Source organism: Blautia sp. Marseille-P2398, assembly GCF_964240315.1.
GTDB lineage: Bacteria > Bacillota > Clostridia > Lachnospirales > Lachnospiraceae > Blautia_A > Blautia_A wexlerae.
Map to the genome: position 1 here is coordinate 244,067 of NZ_CAXSTD010000001.1, position 19,662 is coordinate 263,728.

At 37.8% G+C, this 19,662-nt stretch carries 17 protein-coding genes; 7 read left to right on the forward strand and 10 right to left on the reverse strand.

The window, feature by feature from the left end; translation table 11 throughout:
- Window positions 1-169 precede the first annotated feature (169 nt).
- The 6 genes from ACESZG_RS01145 to ACESZG_RS01170 all read left to right on the forward strand — a co-directional run bounded on the left by ACESZG_RS01145 (window position 170) and on the right by ACESZG_RS01170 (window position 4,885).
- On the forward strand, window positions 170-334 hold the full coding sequence (locus ACESZG_RS01145) for a hypothetical protein (RefSeq protein ID WP_368210699.1): 165 nt from the start codon (window positions 170-172) through the stop codon (window positions 332-334).
- Window positions 318-683 (forward strand): DNA ligase, encoded by a 366-nt coding sequence (locus ACESZG_RS01150; protein ID WP_368210697.1) that lies wholly within the window; start codon window positions 318-320, stop codon window positions 681-683. Before ACESZG_RS01145 ends, ACESZG_RS01150 begins: the two co-directional genes overlap by 17 nt.
- Window positions 676-1,809 (forward strand): DUF2800 domain-containing protein, encoded by a 1,134-nt coding sequence (locus ACESZG_RS01155; RefSeq protein ID WP_368210695.1) that lies wholly within the window; start codon window positions 676-678, stop codon window positions 1,807-1,809. The genes ACESZG_RS01150 and ACESZG_RS01155 overlap by 8 nt, the downstream gene beginning before the upstream one ends.
- Before the next feature lie 190 nt (window positions 1,810-1,999).
- Window positions 2,000-2,563, forward strand: a complete 564-nt coding sequence (locus tag ACESZG_RS01160) for a DUF2815 family protein (protein WP_373217387.1) — start codon at window positions 2,000-2,002, stop codon at window positions 2,561-2,563.
- Between the two features lie 82 nt (window positions 2,564-2,645).
- On the forward strand, window positions 2,646-2,843 hold the full coding sequence (locus ACESZG_RS01165) for a hypothetical protein (RefSeq protein WP_368211174.1): 198 nt from the start codon (window positions 2,646-2,648) through the stop codon (window positions 2,841-2,843).
- A 56-nt stretch (window positions 2,844-2,899) separates the two neighbouring features.
- A complete protein-coding gene (locus ACESZG_RS01170; protein ID WP_368211175.1) occupies window positions 2,900-4,885 on the forward strand; it encodes a DNA polymerase in 1,986 nt (661 codons plus the stop codon).
- Window positions 4,886-4,926: 41 nt separating this feature from the next.
- Here the strand turns inward: ACESZG_RS01170 and ACESZG_RS01175 are convergent, their stop codons facing one another.
- The 10 genes from ACESZG_RS01175 to ACESZG_RS01220 are packed head-to-tail and all read right to left on the reverse strand — an operon-like array spanning window position 4,927 to window position 18,670.
- The gene (locus ACESZG_RS01175) at window positions 4,927-6,090 is read right to left on the reverse strand and encodes a helix-turn-helix domain-containing protein (RefSeq protein WP_368211176.1); all 1,164 of its coding nucleotides are present in this window, start codon (window positions 6,088-6,090) and stop codon (window positions 4,927-4,929) included.
- Between the two features lie 6 nt (window positions 6,091-6,096).
- The gene (locus tag ACESZG_RS01180; protein ID WP_055052388.1) at window positions 6,097-7,053 is read right to left on the reverse strand and encodes a bacteriophage abortive infection AbiH family protein; all 957 of its coding nucleotides are present in this window, start codon (window positions 7,051-7,053) and stop codon (window positions 6,097-6,099) included.
- Window positions 7,054-7,095: 42 nt separating this feature from the next.
- On the reverse strand, window positions 7,096-9,306 hold the full coding sequence (locus ACESZG_RS01185) for a DEAD/DEAH box helicase (RefSeq protein ID WP_368211177.1): 2,211 nt from the start codon (window positions 9,304-9,306) through the stop codon (window positions 7,096-7,098).
- Complete coding sequence (locus ACESZG_RS01190) at window positions 9,300-11,036, reverse strand: site-specific DNA-methyltransferase (protein ID WP_368211178.1); 1,737 nt, start codon at window positions 11,034-11,036, stop codon at window positions 9,300-9,302. The genes ACESZG_RS01185 and ACESZG_RS01190 overlap by 7 nt, the downstream gene beginning before the upstream one ends.
- A 13-nt stretch (window positions 11,037-11,049) precedes the next feature.
- On the reverse strand, window positions 11,050-12,129 hold the full coding sequence (locus ACESZG_RS01195) for a hypothetical protein (protein WP_368211179.1): 1,080 nt from the start codon (window positions 12,127-12,129) through the stop codon (window positions 11,050-11,052).
- A 9-nt stretch (window positions 12,130-12,138) separates the two neighbouring features.
- A complete protein-coding gene (locus ACESZG_RS01200; protein WP_368211180.1) occupies window positions 12,139-15,054 on the reverse strand; it encodes an ATP-dependent helicase in 2,916 nt (971 codons plus the stop codon).
- A gap of 54 nt (window positions 15,055-15,108) precedes the next feature.
- Complete coding sequence (locus ACESZG_RS01205) at window positions 15,109-15,345, reverse strand: helix-turn-helix transcriptional regulator (protein WP_306529333.1); 237 nt, start codon at window positions 15,343-15,345, stop codon at window positions 15,109-15,111.
- 31 nt (window positions 15,346-15,376) lie between these two features.
- On the reverse strand, window positions 15,377-17,212 hold the full coding sequence (locus tag ACESZG_RS01210) for an AAA family ATPase (protein WP_368211181.1): 1,836 nt from the start codon (window positions 17,210-17,212) through the stop codon (window positions 15,377-15,379).
- Window positions 17,213-17,226: 14 nt separating this feature from the next.
- Complete coding sequence (locus ACESZG_RS01215) at window positions 17,227-17,664, reverse strand: ABC-three component system middle component 2 (RefSeq protein WP_368211182.1); 438 nt, start codon at window positions 17,662-17,664, stop codon at window positions 17,227-17,229.
- The gene (locus ACESZG_RS01220) at window positions 17,645-18,670 is read right to left on the reverse strand and encodes an ABC-three component system protein (protein ID WP_368211183.1); all 1,026 of its coding nucleotides are present in this window, start codon (window positions 18,668-18,670) and stop codon (window positions 17,645-17,647) included. The genes ACESZG_RS01215 and ACESZG_RS01220 overlap by 20 nt, the downstream gene beginning before the upstream one ends.
- 360 nt (window positions 18,671-19,030) lie before the next feature.
- Here ACESZG_RS01220 and ACESZG_RS01225 point away from each other — a divergent pair, with 360 nt between their 5' ends.
- Window positions 19,031-19,633, forward strand: a complete 603-nt coding sequence (locus ACESZG_RS01225; protein ID WP_368211184.1) for a hypothetical protein — start codon at window positions 19,031-19,033, stop codon at window positions 19,631-19,633.
- The last annotated feature ends 29 nt before the right edge of the window (window positions 19,634-19,662 follow it).

Sequence of the window (19,662 nt, forward strand, 5' to 3'; positions counted from 1 at the left end):
CCAAAAAATAACAGCCAGAGCGGTATCTCTTCCTTATAAAGGCAAAAAATGCCCTGACTGTTTTCAAAATTTTTTCAAAAAAATATGCTCTCGACCGGAAAAACAATTTCCAGATGCGCTTAGGAAGATAGAAAGGCACGAAAGCCATTCGGAAAGTGAGGTGCTGCAGATGCAGACAGAAACGATTGATAAAAACCAGCAAGCTACACCGTCCATTGATGAAGAGCTTATTGATACTCTCATCGCAATCAGTGTTGTAGCCAAACGACTGGCAGCCAATCTAAGACAACAGAATACAGAAAATGGAGGAAAACAAGATGAGCAAAATGAGTGAATTATCTCAGGTGCTTGATGAAATGATTTCCTGCGGCGAAGGAATGATCAAAGCTGCTAACGCAATCAAAGACATCTTCTCTTCTACCGAAGAAGCACCCGAAAAAACAGAACCCAAGTCAACCAAGAAAGCTACAAAGGCTTCTGAACCGGCTAAAGCAGAGGAAACACCAGAACCTACCTATACCAAGGAAGATGTTCGTGCAGTACTCGCTTCCAAATCAGCCGCTGGATATAAGAAGGAAGTCAAAAAGCTTCTTGAGAAATATGGCGCTCAGCAGTTAAAGCAGGTAAATCCTGATGACTATGCAGCCATTCTTAAGGAAGCAGAGGTGATTGGAAATGCCTAAACATGCATACCTTTCCGCTTCTGCCAGTCACAGATGGTTAGCCTGTCCGCCAAGCGCAAAGCTCTGTGCCAATATTGCAGATCAAACATCTGAATATGCCCAGCAGGGAACCGATTGTCATGAGCTCTGTGCCTACCTTGTAGAAAAAGCACTTGGTAGAGCTGTCACAGATCCGACAGAAAATCTTACCTTCTATGATGCAGAGATGCGGAACTGCGCAGAGGAATACAGAAATTATGTATTGGAGCAGATTGAAACAGCCAAAGAATTCTGCAAAGATCCGCAGGTCATGATTGAGCAGAGACTGGACTTCTCCCGCTGGGTTGAAAATGGCTTTGGAACCGGTGACTGTGTCATCGTTGCAGATGAAGTATTGCAGATTATCGATTACAAGCACGGTCTCGGCGTTCTGGTAAGCGCCGGCGATGAGGAACATGGTGGAAACAGTCAGATGATGTGCTACGCCTTAGGCGCATTAGAAGCCTTCGGTGATATCTACGACATCAATCAGATTCAGATGACCATCTTCCAGCCAAGACGTGACAACGTCAGTACTTACACCATTTCCAAAGATGTGCTTCTGAAATGGGCTGACGAAGTTCTGGCACCTACCGCACAGCTTGCATATGTAGGCGAAGGCGAATTCAAATCCGGGGACCACTGTCAGTTCTGTAAGGTAAAAGCCACCTGCAGAAAGCGCGCCGAATACAATCTTGAGCTTGCAAAATATGACTTTGAAATGCCAACTACCCTAGATGACATAGAAATCGCCTCTATCCTAGCAAAGGTGGATGAAATGATCTCCTGGGGAAATGACATCAAAGAATATGCCTTACAGCAGGCCCAGTCTGGTGTTCACTTTGACGGTTGGAAAATCGTAGAAGGCAGATCCAATAGAAAATTTACTGATGAAGCCGCTGTGGCATTCAAAGTAAAAGATGCGGGCTACGACCCGTATGAGAAGAAGCTTCTTGGCATCACTGCCATGAGCACATTGCTCGGAAAGAAGAAATTTGAAGAGCTATTAGGTGAGCTTGTATATAAGCCACCAGGTAAACCAGCATTGGTACCGGAATCCGATAAGAGACCGGCAATGAATACAGCAATAGATGATTTTAGCATATAAGTCCAGTCTCAATGCTTAAAACAGATTGGCTGCTCGCAGACATATCTGTTTAAGCATTAGAGACGACAACGGAAATGAGCAAGTAGCCTGATAAGGCGGATTGCGAATTTACGTAGGAATCATGAAAGTGCAAAGCACGAAATGATTCCGTGGACTTATACCACAAGGCAAATAAAGGAGGGCCAATATCATGGCAAAAATTCAGAATCCTACAAAGGTTATCACAGGAGTAAATACACGTTGGAGCTACGCGAATGTATGGGATGCAAAGAGCATCAACGGAGGCGCACCGAAGTACAGTGTCTCTCTCATCATTCCTAAGTCCGACACCGTAACCGTTAACAAGATCAAGGCAGCTATCGAAGCAGCCTATGAGGAAGGTCAGAGCAAACTTAAGGGTAATGGCAAGACTGTTCCTGCCCTATCTGTTCTCAAGACACCTCTTCGTGATGGTGATTTAGAGCGACCTGATGATCCTGCTTATGCAAATGCATATTTCATCAACGCCAACAGTGCTTCTGCACCTGGCATCGTGGACACAGACCGTCAGCCTATCCTTGAGAGATCAGAAGTATATTCCGGTGTTTACGGCAGAGCTTCCATCAATCTCTATGCTTTCAACAGCAATGGTAACAAAGGTATCGCCTGCGGGCTTAATAATCTCCAGAAGATTAGAGACGGTGAGCCTCTTGGTGGCAAGTCCAGAGCTGAAGATGATTTCGCTTCCGATGAAGATGACGATTTCCTTGATTAATTCAAATGTAACAATGACAACCAAGCAGGCGGTGGTAATACTGCTGCCGCCTGTGACAATCTTAGAAAGTAGGTAAAATATTATGACTATGGATTCTATTAATGAAATATTAGATGCTATTATCCGCGGATCCCTTTTAGGCTTCTTAGCCGGTTTCTGGTTAATGGGACTTGCTGCAATCTGGAAGTGGTTCCTGGGTGTTGCAAAACGTTTCCTTCACTGGCTTTTCCCAAAGGCAAAATGGTTCCAGCTAAAAGAACAGAACCCAAAAGGAAACTAATATCAAGGCGGCAGTACTCCCCGGTGCTGCTGCCCTTTTTGTAAAGGAATGAGATTATGATAAAAGAAATGTCAATTGATTTAGAGACCTACAGCGATGTTGATATCTCCAAATGTGGCGCCTATAAATACGCTGAGTCTGATAATTTTGAAATACTACTATTTGGCGTATCTATTGATGGTGGTGAAGTACAGGTATTTGACCTTGCCTGTGGCGATACCATTCCCGATGATATCCTTGCAGCATTATCTGATGATACAGTTACAAAGTGGGCTTTCAATGCCAATTTTGAAAGAATCTGTTTATCCAACTGGCTTAGAAAACATCACCCTGCGCATTTCAAAGGCTACAGTATTCCGGAAGATCCTGCTTCCAAATATCTGGATCCAGCCTCATGGAAGTGTACCATGATATGGTCAGCCTATATGGGCTTACCGCTCTCCCTTGAAGGTGTCGGTGCAGTCCTTAAACTACAAGATCAGAAAATGAAGGAAGGCAAAGATCTCATCAAATACTTCTGCTGCCCTTGCAAGCCGACTAAGGTAAATGGCGGCAGAACCAGAAACCTTCCAGAGCATGCCCCTGATAAATGGGAAACCTTCAAAACCTATAACAAACGTGATGTTGACGTAGAAATGGCGATTAAACAGAGATTATCTAAATTCCCGGTTCCTGACTTCGTATGGGAAGAATACTATCTCGACCAGGAAATCAATGACCGCGGAATCATGCTGGATATGGATGTGGTAGAAAATGCTATTGCATTTGATGAAAAGTCCAAAGCAGAGCTTATGATTGCTATGCAGAATATTACTAACCTTGATAATCCAAACTCAGTAGTTCAGATGAAGCAGTGGCTCTCTGATAACGGCATTGAGGCTGAATCCCTTGGTAAAAAAGATGTGGCAGCTATGATAAAAGATACCGACGGTGATGTGGCTGCTGCACTTAAACTCAGGCTTCAGCTTGCTAAGTCCTCTGTAAAGAAATATCAGGCAATGCAGAATGCCGTCTGCAAGGATGGCAGGGCTCACGGTATGTTTCAGTTCTACGGAGCCAACCGCTCAGGAAGATGGGCCGGACGCTTAATCCAGTTACAGAACCTTCCGCAAAATCACATGAATGACCTGGCTGAAGCTCGTGAGCTTGTCCGTATCGGTGATTATGAAACTCTCGAATTACTTTATGATGATATTCCTGATACACTAAGCCAGCTGATTCGTACCGCCTTCATTGCAAGACCGGGATACAAATTTGTAGTATCTGACTACTCTGCCATCGAGGCCAGAGTCCTGGCACACCTTGCCGGTGAGTCCTGGCGTTCCAAAGTATTTGCAGAAGGTAAAGATATCTACTGTGCTTCTGCAAGCCAGATGTTTGGCGTACCTGTAGAAAAGCATGGCGTAAACTCACACCTTAGACAAAAGGGTAAAATCGCTGAACTCGCCTTAGGATATGGTGGTTCTATCGGTGCCCTTATTTCCATGGGAGCCTTGGATATGGGATTAATGGAAGATGAACTGCAGCCACTGGTTGACTCCTGGCGTGCTTCCAATCCAAATATTACAGCTTTCTGGTGGAATGTGGATAATGCCGTAAAGACTACTATAAAAATGAATATTCCTACAGAGGTAAACGGAATCAAATTCCTCTGTCGAAGTGGGATACTCTTCATCAAACTTCCTTCTGGTAGAACTCTTAGCTACGTCAAGCCTCGTATCGGAGAAAATCGATTCGGCGGTGAATCCGTAACCTATGAAGGTATCGGCTCCACTAAGAAATGGGAACGAATCGAAAGCTACGGTCCGAAATTCGTTGAGAACATTGTGCAGGCAGTCTCCAGAGATCTTCTCTGTTTTGCTATGCGTAACCTCTCCCACTGCTTTATTTGTGGTCATGTCCATGATGAGCTTATCATCGAATGTAGTCAGAATGTCGATTACAAATCCATCTGCGGTATCATGAGCAGATCCCCAGACTGGATGCCTGACATCCAGATTAGAGGCGATGGATATGAAACCAAATTTTATAAAAAAGATTAAAGATAGCGGTCTCCGGTATTTGCCAGAGGCCGCTTAATACATCAATTCTTTGTATTATCATTTTTTCTAAACTCTTCAAGCATCTTTCTAAGAATCTGCATGTTCAGATACTCTTCGCGAAATGCATCCATATTATAACCTGGTAGTTGTTCCATATGAGGAATCCATATATCATTTGCAAATGCATCTTTTCTATACCAATTTTCTCTAACATATATCCTGAATCGCTGATGCTCTTTTTCATCCTCAAATATTAAAATACACCCTTCATACTCATTATGTGAATGCCGCGCTTCATCACCATCATCTACATAATAAAATTCATGCACCAAATGATTTAGCCTTCCTTTTACCATATAACGATACGGCACATCCCAGTTATGATATTCTGTAAGCGATATTCCATCTCTATCCGGTGTTGCTGTAAAATACCTCCCGCCATCAAGAATCACACCACCAAGCTCTGCCAGAACAGTCTGGTGATAACATATTCTTATTTCACTCCAATGCGGTCTTGAATCGGTCTGTGCAAACAAATAGTACTCATAACCAGTCCTGTCATCCTCCGGCTCATAAGTATGATCAATCGTAAATTCCGGAGCATACTTATAGTATTTCTTATCTTCGCTTGATGGACTATTTGCCCAATGTTCAGGATGCTTCAAATACAACTTCACTTTTTCAATTGGTGAAAGCAGCATTCCAAACCTTTTCTTCCAAAGATACTCAGCATGATGAAAATCTGCAGATTTATCAACGGGTGTATTACTATCTTGAAGCCTTACATAAATATTATTAGCAAATATTCCCTTATACTTTTCTTTTAAGTAATATGGTGTATTTATACTATTATGAACCACAATAACATCTACCAGTCCACCATCCAAGTGTACTTGCTCCACAGTAACAACCGGGCGAAAATCACCTGCAAATTTCTTACCTCTGATAAAATCCGTAAGCATCTGAGTATTTCTACGATTTGCATCCTGTGACACATCCTGTATAGCATAATCACATTCTTCGTTGACACCAATAATAATATACGCATCTCTATCCACCAGATTATTAGCCATACAAATTATATCAATAAGCAGATCTCCATCCTTACTATCATCATACCACTCCCGCTTGAAATCCCAATAAGGACCTTCCTGATGCATCATAATTAGTTCTTCAATCTCATCTATTAATTCCAAAGAAGTCACCTACTTTCACCTGTCCCAGAAGTTATCACTTTTACGAAAGTATACTTCAAACTTTCTTGAAATACCCGTAATTCCAAAAACGCTTTTCAGGCGCTTAAGATCCTCATCACTATGATAGTAAACCAACCATTTTGTTTCTGGACGAACTTCATATTCAATTCTATCAAGGTATGGAACATCAACATCTCCAAAAGACAATCCCAGACATACAACTTGATTAACATCCCTCAAAGCTGAAAAGAAATCATCATTCTCACTTATTATCGCATCCGTATCCTTATACAACGACTCACAAAAATCAGCAATTGCATTACATATGCTTTCATACCATTCAACATATTCCTCCTGCGCCTCTTTTGCTTTCCTGCGATATAAATCAATTATGTACTTATTTCCATGTCCCATTATAGGGGCTATTTCACAACATGATGGGATACCTCCATGCAGATGAAGTACGTCTTTTATGCCATAAACCTTTTCAAGAGTATCTGTGTAATTAAAACTCATAAACAGATCATTTCTGTTATTAATGAGACTATCTTTTTTACACATAGCTTGGGATGTATCAATAGTTTGTAACCATTCTAATACGTACTTTTGGAGTTTATCTACAAATCCGTATTGTTCCCTCCAGTATACATTCATAGTATCAATTATGCCCTCCATAGGCATTGTATCTACCATAGAATAAGCAGAATCATACATTCCCTCAACATCCGGATGCCCTATTTTTTCTTCAAAACTCCACCACAAATCATTAATAACCGACTTATCCCATCTTTCTTGAGCCTCTTTCGTATACCAGGGTTCCGTATCATCTAAGGGTTGAATATTATACATACTTTCGAAAGTAGTTAAAAAAGACTCATGATTCTCTTTCAAAAATTCTCTAAAAGCTGCATATGGCGTTCTTATTCCATGTGCTATATCAAAACCATTGCCGAATATATATAATGTCTGCAACAATCATACCCCCAATTTATTATTTCCACCCCTTATTGAAAATCAAAGTAAATCACTAAGTGGCCTCCAACTATCATGAGACATATCCTCGTGATATTCTGTATTATTGATAAATAAATCCTCATTAATGTCTCTCACAAAACCAAAATTAAGCTTGTACTTTTCGGCATACTGTTTGAAAGCAATGAATTTATTTTCTACTTGAATATCAATATTCTTACTATGCCCAGCTACTTCTCCACCTTTTGTCTCTATCAACCAAACCTGACCATCATTCGTTTTAACTATATAATCCGGATAAAACAGCCACTGCTTTAAGAAACCGTCCAGATATACTATTGATAAATATTGCTGCCCTGTATCACCGTTTTTATATACCCACTCAATTCTATCCGGTCTTGTTTCACAATATCTTTCAAATAATCTCTCTGGCATACTTCGAGTCTTGTCAGTAATAAATTCATTGGTATATTCCAGATAGGCATTCAAACGCATAAGCTGTCGTTTCTTCACTTCGCTATACTTATATATTTCCATCTCTGGAATAGAAAACTCCGCCTGCTTTGGCTCAAGAACGAATGACATCTGTCTTCCGCCCATCTGAGCAGTACATCCTTTAAAGTCAATCTTCAACTGCTTAACATTATTAATGATAAATGCATAGAAATCTGAATTTTCCAATGCAACGAATTTGTACTTTGTTTTCTTCCCTTTGCTGAACATTCTACGAAGAATATTCTTCACCTTCTGCGATTGCAAGCCTGTAACCTTCTTAATCTCATCAACGGAATGCAACAAATAAATACCATGAGAATGAGTATTTACTGCAGTTTTGATTGTTACATTGTTCTTTCCTACTCCTGAAGCTAATTCTTCAGTTGTTCGGAATATACCTTGTAGTATCTTACTATCTATTTCATGATCAAAATTGTATCCGCAAGCCTCAAGATTCTCCCGATTTATACGCATATCACTTCCAAGACTATACTTCTTTTTAAAATACTCATATACTTTTTCTAACGTTTCTCTCTCTCCAAGTCCGTCAAAGTCAAGATTTCGAAGTTCCTTGGTTAGAACAAAATCTTTTGCCTCATCACGCACAAATAATCTCCTAACCTGGTAAGCCTTATCCATTGATGACATAAGCCCCATCTTGTAATGGCTATCTAATGTATAGATATAACAATAATCAAGCGTGTTCAATCCATAGTGCTTTTTTTCAGGCATACGTCTAATTCGACCAATTGTCTGAATCTGAAAATCTTCACTACCGCCCTCGCGAAGCTTTACAAGAATCTTTGCTCTCGGGCAATCCCATCCGGTAGAAATGGCCTGTTTCATTAAAAGAAATGCTGGTGAACCATCATTTCCTGTAAGATCATCAATATTTCTCTTTATATCACTCATCCAAATTGAAACCATGCCATTATCGTAGGTATATCCCATACTTTCAAGCTTGGCTTCTACACCTGCAATCGTTTCTGGTTGTCCCATCGGAAACTGAATAAGCACAAGTGGCCTAATCTTTGTTTTGATTGCATCATATCCAGCCTGAATTTCTTTTCTCTTTTCGTCAGCCAACTCAAGAAGGTACTCATAATCATTTGTGATCTGTTTTTTCTCATCAACGCCTTCATTTACATAGATTGCCCGTGTAATAAGTCCTGCATTGATAACCTCATCTTCCGGAATTTCATAGTATTCATGATGTGCTACCTTCTGCGCTGTTGCAGACACACGAATAATATTCTTTGCAGCAAATGCTCTAATAATATCATCCGCCTTCTTCGTATTATTGAGATGTTCTTCATCGATAATAACAACAAATTGAATTCCATCCCTATGGGCAGCGGCAATCGTTTCAAACAAGTTTGCTTTTTCACCATCTTTAAGTGCAGTGTTTCCCTTCTTAGTAACAAGTTCCCAGTTGATAAAAGTAACACTACCTCCTTCAAAGCCCATAAGCATAGAATACAAGAGATTCCTAGTATCTCTCTGTGGAGTAAGCTCATTCATCTTATCCATACTCTGTTGTTCAAGATCACCTTTACCTGGGCATAGCCATACAAAAGCGGTATTTCCACTTGTATTCTTAAGATACTCATCTACATATTTAATGAGCATGACAGTTTTACCAGCCCCCGTAGGTGCTTTGACTGTGATAACCTGCTTACTTGCAGGATCCAATGTCTTGTCAATCAGGAACTCAACGCAATTATCCTGGAATTCAAAATCCATTATTCCATTTACCATAATTCTCCAGCCTCCCTTAGTTCGAAATCAAAGTAATAGTCCGGAATTATAAATGTATCAACATTCTGGAGCATTCGTTCCTGTGAAGTAGACAGCAATACATCTTGATTTAAGAACACTGCTTTCAAATTCTTATAAGAATTATAATTCGTCTCTAAATCATCCATTTCGTCATCATCCATGACAATTAGATACTGAGAATTATTAATACTTACTCCGTATTCCAACTGAATCATCTCTACTATATGTTCAAGCAATTCATCTACCAATTCATCAGAATTTTTGTCTACAAAATCTGTTCTATAGTACTTCAAATTACCTTTTACTCTTTTTTTGTATTCGCAACCAGATGCCATTCTTCCAGTCAAAACAGTCTTTATTCTCTGATAAGTAACTTCCTGGCAAATATTATTTTCATTATTTGTGCAGACAATAAATCTGCGAGAGCCCCCATCTTCTTCATTTAGTTCTAGCACCGCTTGTGCAGTTGTTCCCGATCCGGCGAAAAAATCTAATATCAATGCATCATTTTTATAATATGCTTTTACCAGCTTTTTAATAAGCTCTACCGGTTTAGAATAATCAAATTTATCGCCTAATCCAAATAGGGAAAGATCTTTCTTTGCATTGTCATTCGAGTATTTATTATCAATATATTCTAATGAGCTGGTCGCCTTAACTCTTTTGTTATATTCAATGACAAAATTGCCATTGCTATCTTTTCCAATTTTTGCGTTCAGATATGTTTTTGTGTATATTCTTGCAGAGCCATCCTTTTTCCTCTTTATAACAACAAATCCATTATCATATCCAAATTGAAAGAGTTTTTTGCTCCATCTCCATGCCCAATCAGCACGTCTATGGTTTCCCTTCTGTCTTTCTTCCCACAATTCTTTACTGCTGCCTGGATAGAATATTTCTCCCTCGATTTCCAGTGGATAGTCAAGCGAAGAACTATATGACAAACTATCATAATCTAAAGTTTGATTTAGTTTGTATTTTCCCCGTTCCCTAACATACTCATCTTCATATTTAAACGCCTCATCTACATGCTCTTCCATAACAAAGATGTCTTGTTCTCTTTTTGTATAAACCAAAATATAGTCATGATTCTTCGCATATGCAGACGTTGTCTTTCCACTTTTTTTGGTAATTCTTGGCATACATATAATGAAGTTATCTTCTGAAAAAATCTCATCCATCAAGAGTTTTAATTGTGCTTGTTCATTATCATCAATAGACACAAAAATCAATCCATCTGGAGAAAGCAATTTATGGGCAATTCGCAACCTTTCTGAAAGAAAAGAAAGCCATGTCGAATGTCTAAACGAATCTTCTCGCCCCACAAATTCATCATTATATATAAAATCTTTATTTCCTGTATTGTATGGAGGATCTATATAAATAACATCCACTTTCCCCTTGTGAGTTTTTTCTAATAATTTTAAAGAATGTAAATTGTCGCCTTCTAAAAGAAAGTTAAAAGATGTATTATATTCATCTTCAATCAATTCATATTCCGGAATCTCTGAAAATACAGGAATATGCGTTTCCATTTTCTTATCAACTTCTTCCTGATGTTCCTCCCACACCAAACCATATTTCTTTGAGGTCAATTCCTTTTCAATCCTATTAATCGCTATTAACGAATCATCATCCGAATGTTGTTTCTTAAGCAGCTCTAAGAAGGCTATCATTTCATCCCTTCTCTTTTTTGATAAATTTTCCATGTACTAATCCTTCCTACATATTGGTTCTGTAAATATCTGTCATTTCCATCCATTTGTGCTCTCTGGGGCAAGAATCACATACATAAAGGAATTTACTATTTTGTCCTGTAACCTCTACCATTCTCAACCTATTCCCACAATAAGGACAATACGGAATATTTGCACCGAATAATTTTTGATAAGCAGCAATTCTGTTCCATCTTAGCAAATCCTCATCATTATCAATTTCTAAAATATTCTTACCATGTTGCATGTGATACATATAATAAATTGCATTCTGAGATTTTGGAGATGGCATTTTTCTAATACGCGGTTCTTCGAAAAATCTTGTTTTTACGATATATCCCGGAATCAAAATTTCATTTCTTCTCAAATCAAAAAAAACTCTTGTATAAATATTGCATGCATTATCAAATTCCTGTTTCATTAAAGAATATACAAATTCTTGCTTATTCCTTGAGCCCCAATTATTAATGTCTCTAATGTACCTTGTGTAATCATAAAATGAAGTTATATTCCTATTATCCCTACAAAAATGTGGATACACAAAATAATCATAAAAACCTTTTACATATTCACATAATCTTAGATAATTATCATCAGATCTAGTAACTTCAATATCACCATTAATACAGCGATAATCTCTTGGATGTTGAAGTAAAGAAGATTTAATTTCAATGGTATAAATGCCACTTGTTTCCAAATATTCTCTTGTCTCAACAGTAATTGTTCCAGAGTCTCCCGCAATACTAATCACATCATTGTTTATCCTATCAATTGCTGACTGCAATATATTGGTGGTAATATCATTGCGATAAATAATTCCATCAAATGGTGCATGCTTATTAAAATTATCTCTTCTCATCTTGTCATATGCCAAAAATCTGGAAGTACTATTATCCCTTAGAATATTTTCTATTACTATTTCCGCCCTTTTTCCCTGAATTGTATTTTCCCTTATTTCTTGAATTGGACGATCGTGTTGCCATGTATTATGCGTATGAGTTACGATTTGTTCTATCTCAGCCTGATCTAGTTCAGATACAGCTGGAATAGGACATATTATAAAATCGCTAAATCTTTTTATTTCCATATGTCCTCCCTATTGTTTCTTAACTTTCTTGCAATAATACCTCATATCGCAGTTGAGACATGACTTCTTGTTCTTTGCCTCTGTAGAAAATTCATGGTTTTGAATCTTAGCTACAACCTTATCAAATTCAGAAATCGTCTTATCAATTGAGTACTGAGATTTCTCAAATGTAACAGTAGGATTTGCCCCTTCCTCACCAGTGTAATAAAGATGCATCCTACTCACATTCTTTCCTGTTTTTTCCTCTACAAGATGTGCATATACTTCCAATTGACGCTTATAGCGTTCAAAATCCTCTGACCGTTCAGTTAAGTCTGGTCTTTTCTCCGACTTAAAGTCAACAATTTCCACTGTATTTCCATCTCCACGAATCAAATCAACGGTACCCTTAAGTATGTATTCTGGCTTTACAAGGCTCACATCAACTTCTGCATCTTGGATATGACTCCAAAGAGATTCTCCTGTCACTACTCCATCTCCTGTCAAGCCTGTACCATTAGACATCCGTTCTACATATGCAATCACCTGTCTATAAGCAGCATCAACCTGCTTGACACCCAAATAAGAATGTTCACTCTTAGATAAAGTCAAATAATTTGTATCGAGCCATGCACGCACATTGTCCGGCGTAATAGTACTCTCTTCGTGACGCATTGCTGATCGATGTACATCCTCTATTGTTTCATGAACCAGAGTTCCAAACAAAGTAGCACCTACTCTAATTTGTGTAAAACCCAACTCTTTGAAAAATTTATACTGTAGTGAACAATTCTCATATAATTCGATATGAGATGTAAATGAAAACGACTTCTTAATATTTACAGGCTTAACCATTTCCAATTCCATTTCTGATAAATCTACATCATTATATGATGGTAATGTGCTATAACAAGATTCAAAATACTTACTTGGAGTTCTTCCGATGCCATTCTTTTCATAGCAAGAAAGAACTAGTAAGTTTTGAGCTCTAGAGAACGCAGTGTAATACAATCTCCAAAAGTCAAAGAATTTAATATCTTCTTTCGCTTCAAAAGCAGGTCTGTGAAAATATTTCTTTTCTATCTCTTCAATAACTCCATCTGATTGTGTTCTCGGAACAGCAGACAATGAATCAACCATAACAACCGGAAATTCCATTCCTTTAGATTGGTGAATTGTCATAAAAGAGACACATCCACTTGGTGCATACTCAGAATCATCCTCGTATTCCGTGATTCCACCTTCAAATAAAAAGCGCATATACATATTAAAGAAGATTTCCGGAGCACTTATTATATTTTTCTCCGAAAATACTTCTATTCTGTGCAAATATTCGTATTTGCCCAAAACAGCTGAAAGAATAGATATATTTCTTGCGGCTCTCTCATCTGTAACACCACTGCCAATATCAATTCCAACATATCCCCTAAAAGGTTCAAATTCCAGCAATTGATAGATAATACCAGTAAATGCATAATCTGTATTACTTTTCAATTGACTATGATTACGCAATATATTTTCATACCATTTTTTCAGATCTTTATGTGCCTTAATAAGTTTCTGCGCTGCTTCGACACATTCCTCACGATAGTACCTATAAAGAACTGGATAAGAATATGTAAAACTTTCTGTTTTAAGTCTTAAGAAATAATTAGGGAAACACATTATCAAACATCCCAATATTTCTTTAACTTCAGGCCTAGTAAAAAACATCTCTGATCTCGGCGAATATACAGGTATATTCATAGCTTCCAAATACTGAATAAGATTAATTACCTTGTCATTCTTAACCGATTTGCACAGAAAAGCCACCTGATTGTAATCTTTTATTACACCTTGATGCTTCAACGATATAACAAAGTCGTATACACTATCATACCAATCCTCTACACCGTTCTTCCCAGAACATTTTACTACTCTTGTATCTGAAGAATAGTCTTTCTTGCCAGGCACAATCTTCTTGGGAAATCTAAAATTTTTCCACACAAACTTTTCATCAGTAGATGTCATCCAATCATTATAAAAATCTATAATTTCTTTTTCTGATCGATAATTAATGGTCAAATCAACTCGCTTACACTTCCCATCAATAAAATGATCCGGGAATTCAAGAATGTTTCTTATGGTCGCTCCACGGAATCGGTATAACCCTTGATCATCATCTCCAACAACACATATATTCTCTGACTCTCCTGCAATAAGGAAAACGATTAATTCCTGAATATAATTTGTGTCTTGGTATTCATCAACCATTACATATTTAATTTTTTCTCTTATTTCTGCCAAAATCCCCGGATGGTTAAGCATAAGAGAATATGCTTCTGTTTGAATAGATGAAAAATCAATCAAGTTTTCTTCTTCAGTTATCTTCTGATATAATGCCAAAACATTAGCCATACCAACAGTTGCTGGATTAGAATCTCTCAACATTCCATTAACATCCACCAACTCTTCTAATAGATTACTTACATATTTTGCAATTTCTCCAGCTTGCTTCCATGTTCCAATTTTTTTTGTAAATATATCCTCATAGTGAGGTAATGCCCTAAAATCGTTTATATGTTGAAAAATCATGTACTTCTGATCAAACTGATCCAGCATTCGATAATTTTTCTTAACTCTCGTGTATTCCAAATGCTCCTTTATTACTCGAAGGCATATAGAATGAAATGTTCCTACATACATCTCATTAAGGTTCACTTGAACCCCCATCTTATACAATTCATTAGTAATACGAGTAATAAGCTCCTTTGCAGCCTTTTCTGTAAAAGTAGCAACCATTATTTCTTCAGGTTGTATTCCTCTTTCAGTTATTAGATAGACTATACGCTTAACAAGAGTAAATGTTTTTCCGGTTCCTGGACCAGCTATTATTAGCAATGGGCCTTCTGTTGTCTGAATAGCTTCTTTCTGTTGATCATTCGCGTTTCCAAAATCAAAAGCCATTAGTCCCCCTCCTCAAGTATTGTCTATTAGAATTGTCATTCTATTTCAGCTTAGTTATTGTCCATCTTCGATTAATTCATCCGGGACATCAATCATCTCCATAATATCCGACACATCGCATTCTAGTCCCGTGCATATCTTTTGCAGGACTCCCGTCGTCAGGTTTTCATTTTTTCCAAGCTTTGCAATCGAAGCTGAACTAATTTTGCACATATCCTTTAAGTCCGTGCGCTTTAGTCCTCGATCAATTAACAATTTCCAAAGTTTATTATAACTGATTACCTTCGCCATATAAGTTCTCCTCTTAGTTCTTCAACAACTATTAATTTTTTACGCTTTTAAGGAACCCATAAGTGCCTTCTCTTTCGTCTGTTGTATATTCAATTAAATTAACAAATGAGTAATCTACGCCTTCCGGAATCTCATTTTCCGCAATAATCACCTGATTCTTTCCGTAATGATTTACAATATATTTGAACAGGGATTCCCGCATTCCAGGCGTGGCTTTTTCTTTCTCTGTAATTTTGTGTTTTTTCTCCTTTAAGGACAGTATTGGTGAATCTAAAATCAAAAGATGTGGTGCATAAATTGCGTTTTCTTCCAAATACTTCATAAGGTTAAATAACATAATTGTATTCAGATAGGCTCTATATCCCTTTCCTTGATCCTTCTTAAATTTTCCACCAACTACCACATCTAATGTATCTATATTCAATCTGGATTCCGGTGAATTTGGATATCCACACTCTTTTATCATTGAATTTAGGTTATCACTCAAAACCTTCCAGGTATCTTTATTGATAAGTTCTCTTCCTTTAAACTTTGCACTTTCACCATCTTCTTCATTTTCTTTTTCAAATACATCTGTATTAAGCTCTGTTGCCATAGCATCAATTGCATATATCTCTTGCTTAGCTCTTAAAATTTCTTTATAAGCTTCAACAGACTGCCTGAGTTCTGCAGCCCTTGGTTTTAATTCTCCATTAATCGAATTTGTAATTTCAGCAATCTGATCATCTATCTCTTGCAATTTTCTTTCGTACTTATCAATGCCTTCGCAAACATCTGATTCAGCAGAAATCAAATCACTGATTTGTAGCTGAATCCTTTGAATCTCTATTGTTGCAGACTCTATGTATGATTCATGCGCTACAGTTCCTTTTTCTATTTCATGATTACAAAATGGACACGCAACTGCCTCATCAATAGTATCTTCTTTTCTTTCTCCATCACATATAAATTGTAAGCGCAATATGTCCGCTTCATATTGAGATTTTAATACACGATACCTATCTTTAAGGAACAATGCTTCCTCAATTTTCGTACTAATTTCGTATCTCTCTCTCATTAATTCTCTATTTTCTGATGAAGCTGTTCCTATTTCATTTTCTATCTCTTCAATCGCTGAAAGTAACTCTTCTATTCTTCCTTCTGCATCAGTTTCCCCAACTGCTTCCCTAGCCTCGAGCTCCGCTTTTCTTTGAGATAATTCTTCTATTTTCTGATTCAAATAGGCAATAACTCCTGTACGCTCAGTGATTCTCCGCTCACGTTCTTCCTTAGTTTCTTCCGGCATCAAATGCATAGAATCATCACCGGTCAACAAGAAATTCAATGCACACAGGTATGCATTAATCTTGCTGTAGCTTGGTGAATCTAGAACAGTTCTTTTTCCAAAAATATGTTCTTCATCTATAAAAAAGAAATGTATCAAAGTACGTATTCCTAAGCTTTGAGAATCAAATCCTTCTGTTGAAATAATCTTGTGATGTTCATTAATTCCCATCAATTTCAATAAAAGATCACTGTACTCATTTTTACTAATGCTATATGGCCCGCTCTCTACATTTGGATAATTACTGATCACTTCTACGGAGTTTTCACCCACTTCACCGTTTTTTCCATCGATAATCTTTCTGGTCATAAATATTGCATATCCATCATCCGACTCCATTGTCATCGTAACCGTATCATACCCAGTCGATGACTTAGTGAAAGGTGGGTCTCCAGCAAACATAAAATTTATGCAATTGATTATATATGATTTACCTGCATTTGAAGGTCCGTAAATAATATTCACTCCATCATTGAATGACACTTCAGAAAATAAAACCTTTTCTCCAGTAACGGATATTTGCTTTATAAAAAATCTGCTCATCAGCCAATCTCCTTTCACAGTGATGTCGACAACTTATTTATCTGACTTATAATTTGCCTTTCAGATTTATTTCCAATCATCGCAATTGTTTTGCTTGCATATTCTTTATATTTCATTGCAAACTCGCTATCCAACATAGCACAATACTCTTCTCCCTCAGATGAAATCACGTACGACATTCCCTTACTTGTTTCGACTGGTTGTACTAATCCTTTTAACACTAACTGCCGTAGACTCTCCTTCACCAAATCTCTTCGACCGGTAAACTCACTGAATTTGAATGGATTGCTTCCATTCAACTCTTCATTTGTAATACCAAAGGTTTTTCCGTACTGTGTCATAAAATCAACTGCATATAACATATCCAATGTTTGAGGCATCTCGTATAAATTCAAAAGAAGAAGCATTCTTAGCGAGTTTTCAAACACAGTATTAAATAGTCTGTTCATCATCGTCTCGTACCCATCCGTCCAATTTCCCTTCTTTAACAAGGAAATGGCACACACCTTTCTTCTGTGGATTTCCTACCCAATCAGTATCTCTGCTTAACCAACACTTATCAACTCTCGTAGCAGATGCCTGCGACATCACTTTGCGCAATCGTGCATATCCACTTTTGTATTCTTCTTCCCAAACTTCCTTTACACCTTCATAAGTCTCATTCTTCAATACATCGAACTGACTTTCATCACTGTATATGTCGCGCGTTCCTCGTCTTACAGCTTCTGCCGCAAAATAGTAACCTCGTTGGTCTGAAAAATGCTGCTGATGCTTCGGAAATCCTGCAAGCATTGACTCATCAAAATTCGGAATGCCCTCTGCCTGACCATATACAGTCATCAAGGCATCTGCATATTTCCGTTCTTCTTCTATTACTTCTGGCGGAGTAGGTATTTCTCTTAATGGATGTCTTTTATAATCTTCAATTTCCTGTGTTGTTTTTATTCTTATTTCTTTCAAAACATTATCTCTTGTCAACGAATACAGATAAGTAAATCCCAAAAACGCTGCAAGTTTATTCCTAGAAGCATTCTTTAATAATTCTTCCTTTTTTGTTTCCGATATCGACGAATCTCCCTCGATTATCTTCTTCAGATTAGAAATCAAATCATCTATACAGTCACTGTGTAATCTCTTTACCACATTTTTCTCGAAATATTGTTCAATGGAGGAGCGCACTTTATCCTTATTGGCATTAGTTCGTATAACTTTTAGCGCATTTCCACCTTTTTGACGATTCACAATCTTACTAGCTGCAGATTTTTCGGTCGTGATAGTGCCATTTTCTTTGTTCACCAACTCCATAGGTTCAGAAACAGCATCATATAGTAGATTAATCAAATCCGGATCTGCTATTTCTTCTGCCCATGCATTTTTCAGTTCTTTTAAATAGGTTGCAAAAACCAATTCTGACAATGCTTTCACCTCCCAAATTTGCAACTCATCCTCAACTTTCAACCAACTCGTCCCAAACGATTTTTCCCTTATTTTTTTCTACAATAAAAGTGTTCCAAATGAGAAAAGAAGAGAATTTCACCATGATATTTCATTATATCACACATTAGGAGAAAAATCGATATTTTCTTTACGTACATGAACATTTTCTTTTCTCTGTAAGAACATCACAAAACAACTGCTTGGCCAGCATCTTCTTAGAGTTGTGGCGTGATGAACCCAATTAACCGCATCAGGGGCTAAGAAGCCTGATTGCTTATTTTACGGAACGGAGACGTGCCATGAATAAGACAATCGATGCTTATCTGAATTTCATATCGAAGCCTTCGTTCCGCATTCAGCGGACACAGGAGGCCGCACGATATGGAAATCAATGTAAATGTACAGACAAGTACTGAAAATCAGCAGTCAACCAATGACAACCACAACTACGACAACCGTCGCAGTTACAACAATCTCCCACTTCATCTGGGAGAATGCCTCGTACCAATCCGTGTGGACTGGGAAATGGTGAAACACTTCAATATGTGCCAGGACAACCTTGAGACCTGGCATATCGGACCTAATAAGGTTCTGGTAGCATTTGCACCTGTAAAAATTGAGGACAAGCCTGCTGCCCTTAAACAGTTCAATACTGATGTCAGAGCACACTTTGCATCTTTTAAATCAGATGATGTTCTCTCTCTTAACCAGTTTATGGACGAAGCCACATCAGAAGATGGCAAAGGCTTTGAACCTGCATCACCGGAAAATCTTGAAGAAACCGTTATGCTCCGTATGATTATTCAGGATCTCTTAAAAAAGATTCATGAAATCAATCCGAAGTATGGTCGTATTCTCGACCTTATCTGCGAGGATTACACCAAAGGACAGATTCTTGATGAATTAGGTCTTGGAAAATCTCAGGGATATACTGACATCAAAGCAGCACAGGCTCTGGCAAAGAAACTCTATTTCGGTGAATAAGCTTCCTTAATTTGAAAACAGCGGTATCC

Excerpts from the sequence above, each read along its gene's own strand:
- ACESZG_RS01145 (WP_368210699.1), top strand. The coding sequence starts at position 170 with ATGCAGACAGAAACGATTGATAAAAACCAGCAAGCTACACCGTCCATT.
- ACESZG_RS01150 (WP_368210697.1), top strand. The coding sequence starts at position 318 with ATGAGCAAAATGAGTGAATTATCTCAGGTGCTTGATGAAATGATTTCC.
- ACESZG_RS01155 (WP_368210695.1), top strand. The coding sequence starts at position 676 with ATGCCTAAACATGCATACCTTTCCGCTTCTGCCAGTCACAGATGGTTA.
- ACESZG_RS01160 (WP_373217387.1), top strand. The coding sequence starts at position 2,000 with ATGGCAAAAATTCAGAATCCTACAAAGGTTATCACAGGAGTAAATACA.
- ACESZG_RS01165 (WP_368211174.1), top strand. The coding sequence starts at position 2,646 with ATGACTATGGATTCTATTAATGAAATATTAGATGCTATTATCCGCGGA.
- ACESZG_RS01170 (WP_368211175.1), top strand. The coding sequence starts at position 2,900 with ATGATAAAAGAAATGTCAATTGATTTAGAGACCTACAGCGATGTTGAT.
- ACESZG_RS01185 (WP_368211177.1), bottom strand. The coding sequence starts at position 9,306 with ATGGTAAATGGAATAATGGATTTTGAATTCCAGGATAATTGCGTTGAG.
- ACESZG_RS01190 (WP_368211178.1), bottom strand. The coding sequence starts at position 11,036 with ATGGAAAATTTATCAAAAAAGAGAAGGGATGAAATGATAGCCTTCTTA.
- ACESZG_RS01195 (WP_368211179.1), bottom strand. The coding sequence starts at position 12,129 with ATGGAAATAAAAAGATTTAGCGATTTTATAATATGTCCTATTCCAGCT.
- ACESZG_RS01200 (WP_368211180.1), bottom strand. The coding sequence starts at position 15,054 with ATGGCTTTTGATTTTGGAAACGCGAATGATCAACAGAAAGAAGCTATT.
- ACESZG_RS01205 (WP_306529333.1), bottom strand. The coding sequence starts at position 15,345 with ATGGCGAAGGTAATCAGTTATAATAAACTTTGGAAATTGTTAATTGAT.
- ACESZG_RS01210 (WP_368211181.1), bottom strand. The coding sequence starts at position 17,212 with ATGAGCAGATTTTTTATAAAGCAAATATCCGTTACTGGAGAAAAGGTT.
- ACESZG_RS01215 (WP_368211182.1), bottom strand. The coding sequence starts at position 17,664 with ATGATGAACAGACTATTTAATACTGTGTTTGAAAACTCGCTAAGAATG.
- ACESZG_RS01225 (WP_368211184.1), top strand. The coding sequence starts at position 19,031 with ATGGAAATCAATGTAAATGTACAGACAAGTACTGAAAATCAGCAGTCA.